The sequence below is a fragment of the Geobacillus sp. DSP4a genome (assembly GCF_013096875.1).
In the GTDB taxonomy this organism is placed as follows: domain Bacteria; phylum Bacillota; class Bacilli; order Bacillales; family Anoxybacillaceae; genus Geobacillus; species Geobacillus thermophilus.
The window spans coordinates 1-478 of record NZ_SDLD01000189.1 but is presented as its reverse complement, the minus strand read 5'-3'; the positions used below and the strand labels follow the sequence as shown (position 1 = coordinate 478).

At 67.8% G+C, this 478-nt stretch carries 1 pseudogene; it reads right to left on the bottom strand.

The features are described 5' to 3' along the window. A pseudogene (locus tag ETC02_RS16935) lies at window positions 1-478 on the bottom strand (hypothetical protein); the annotation flags it as partial.

Genomic DNA, 478 nt, shown 5'->3' with positions numbered 1-478 from the left:
GTTGGGCAGCGTGGCGCCCAGCAGGCCGGTGATCTCGTCCTCGCGCGCACCGTCGAACACCGGGGTCGCGACCTTGGTGCCGGGCTCGCTCTTCTCGGCGTGGATCGAGATCAGGCGATCCTTCCACTCCGACGATCCCTTGTCGGCGTGCAGGTCGATGTCCCAGCCCTGCTTGGCGAGCCAGCCCAGGTGGAGCTCGAGGATCTGGCCGATGTTCATCCGTCGCGGCACACCCAGCGGGTTGAGCACGACGTCGACCGGGGTGCCGTCCTCCATGAACGGCATGTCCTCGACCGGCAGGATCTTGGCGATGACGCCCTTGTTGCCGTGACGACCGGCGAGCTTGTCACCGACCGAGATCTTGCGCTTCTGGGCGACGTAGACGCGGACCAGCTGGTTGACGCCGGGGGGAAGGTCGTCGCCGTCCTCGCGGTCGAAGACGCGGACGCCGATGACCGTTCCGGACTCACCGTGGGGC